This window comes from Sphingomonas sp. ABOLH (genome assembly GCF_003951715.1).
GTDB lineage: Bacteria > Pseudomonadota > Alphaproteobacteria > Sphingomonadales > Sphingomonadaceae > Sphingomonas > Sphingomonas hankookensis_A.
On the sequence record NZ_QQWV01000103.1, the window covers coordinates 1 to 1,426 of the forward strand.

The following is a 1,426-nucleotide window of genomic DNA, read 5'->3' on the forward strand; positions in this document are numbered from 1 at the left end:
AATACCAGCATCCCGATCTCGCCGCCTGACACACCGCCAAGCGAACAGCCTAGACCAACGGGATGAGGGGTCCCTTTTCGACGCCGATCACCCCGCTACCGGGGTCCCTTTTCCACGCCGATCCACAACCTTCTCCGTGGTGAGCATCCGCCGGATGGTGTGGGCGTGACCATTCGCCGCCTTGCAGACCTTGATCTGCTGGTCGTGATCCTCGGTGAGGGTGAGCGCGCGCGCCGCCTCAAGCGACAACTGGTCCTTGGCGATCAGGTCGATCAGCGTGGGTGCGAGCGCGGAAAGGCGAAGCATCTTGTAGACGAAACTGACTGCCTGACCGAACCGAGCTGCGATTTCCTCGGCGTCCATGCCGGTGTCGCGCAGTGCCGCAAAGGCGCGGATGCTGTCGGCGGGGTGCATGTCCTCGCGCTGGAAGTTCTCCGCGAGCGACAGTTCGATGGCCTCCTCCTTGGTGCGGACCTCGACGGGGAAGGTGTCGTTGTTCTTGATCCGCTTGCGCTTCGCCAGTTCCTTGAGGCCCCGATAGCGCCGCCCTCCGGCGAACACATAGAACAGGCCCTCGTCCTCGTAGGCGACAAGGTTCTGCAACAGGCCGTGCGCGGCAATGTCGTCGGCCATCGCTTCCACGGCGGAAGGCTTCACGCGCCGCTGATTGAGCGGGGAAAGGCGAAGCTGCGACAGCTTGATGGTGGTGATACCCATGATGAAACTCCTGTGATCTGTGGTGTCGATTGGGGGGAAAGGGTCAGCCTTCGAGGCTTGCCAGCTCGTCGAACTCGGCTGATGCGCGGGTCGCGGCGTCGCCTGCGTAGGTCGCGCCGGATCGTGGATAGAAGAACACGCGGTCGCCTTTGGCGTAGGGGGTGCCGTCTGCACTGGTCCCGCCCACCTTGGCCCGTTTCCAGTAGGGATCGCCCTTGTATCGAGTGTAAGCCATTGTCCTTTCTCCTTCTTCCTGCGGCTGAAAGCCGGTTGCCGCAGCAACCGGGTCTGCCTCTCCGGCGAGGAGCGGGATGGGGAGGGAGGAGGAAAATCGATGGCCTTGGCGCGGGCAGGCCGCCCTAGCGCGGCCGACGCCCGTCAGGGCGTCGGGTGCCGCGCTTGGCGGACAACACGGGGGCGTCTATTTTCCTTCGGGAACGAAAGGGCAGCAGCCCTTGGTGTTCCCCGCGCTGGCGGGCCTCCGGGGGAGGGCCGCGGCGCTATGCGAGTGAAGTCGCGCCCATCGGGCGGCGGCGACAGGTGTGCCATGTGGCACGCCTCACGCGAGGATCGTTACCCTTTGGGCGTGCGCCGTTGTGGCGCGAAGAAGAAAGGAGAGTTCGAATGAACTGAGCTTATTGGCATAGCTCATGCCTGACCGACTTACCGGTGCTGGTGATGAACCGGCTGAGATTCCGAAAGGAAAACG

General features: G+C 63.8%; 2 protein-coding genes. Both read right to left on the reverse strand.

Annotated elements, in window-relative coordinates:
- Nucleotides 1-87: 87 nt before the first annotated feature.
- On the reverse strand, nt 88-717 hold the full coding sequence (locus CA237_RS19395) for a ParB/RepB/Spo0J family partition protein (protein WP_241215566.1): 630 nt from the start codon (nt 715-717) through the stop codon (nt 88-90).
- Nucleotides 718-760: 43 nt separating this feature from the next.
- A complete protein-coding gene (locus CA237_RS19400) occupies nt 761-952 on the reverse strand; it encodes a hypothetical protein (RefSeq protein WP_053556559.1) in 192 nt (63 codons plus the stop codon).
- Nucleotides 953-1,426: the final 474 nt, after the last annotated feature.

Excerpts from the sequence above, each read along its gene's own strand:
- CA237_RS19400 (WP_053556559.1), bottom strand. The coding sequence starts at position 952 with ATGGCTTACACTCGATACAAGGGCGATCCCTACTGGAAACGGGCCAAG.
- CA237_RS19395 (WP_241215566.1), bottom strand. The coding sequence starts at position 717 with ATGGGTATCACCACCATCAAGCTGTCGCAGCTTCGCCTTTCCCCGCTC.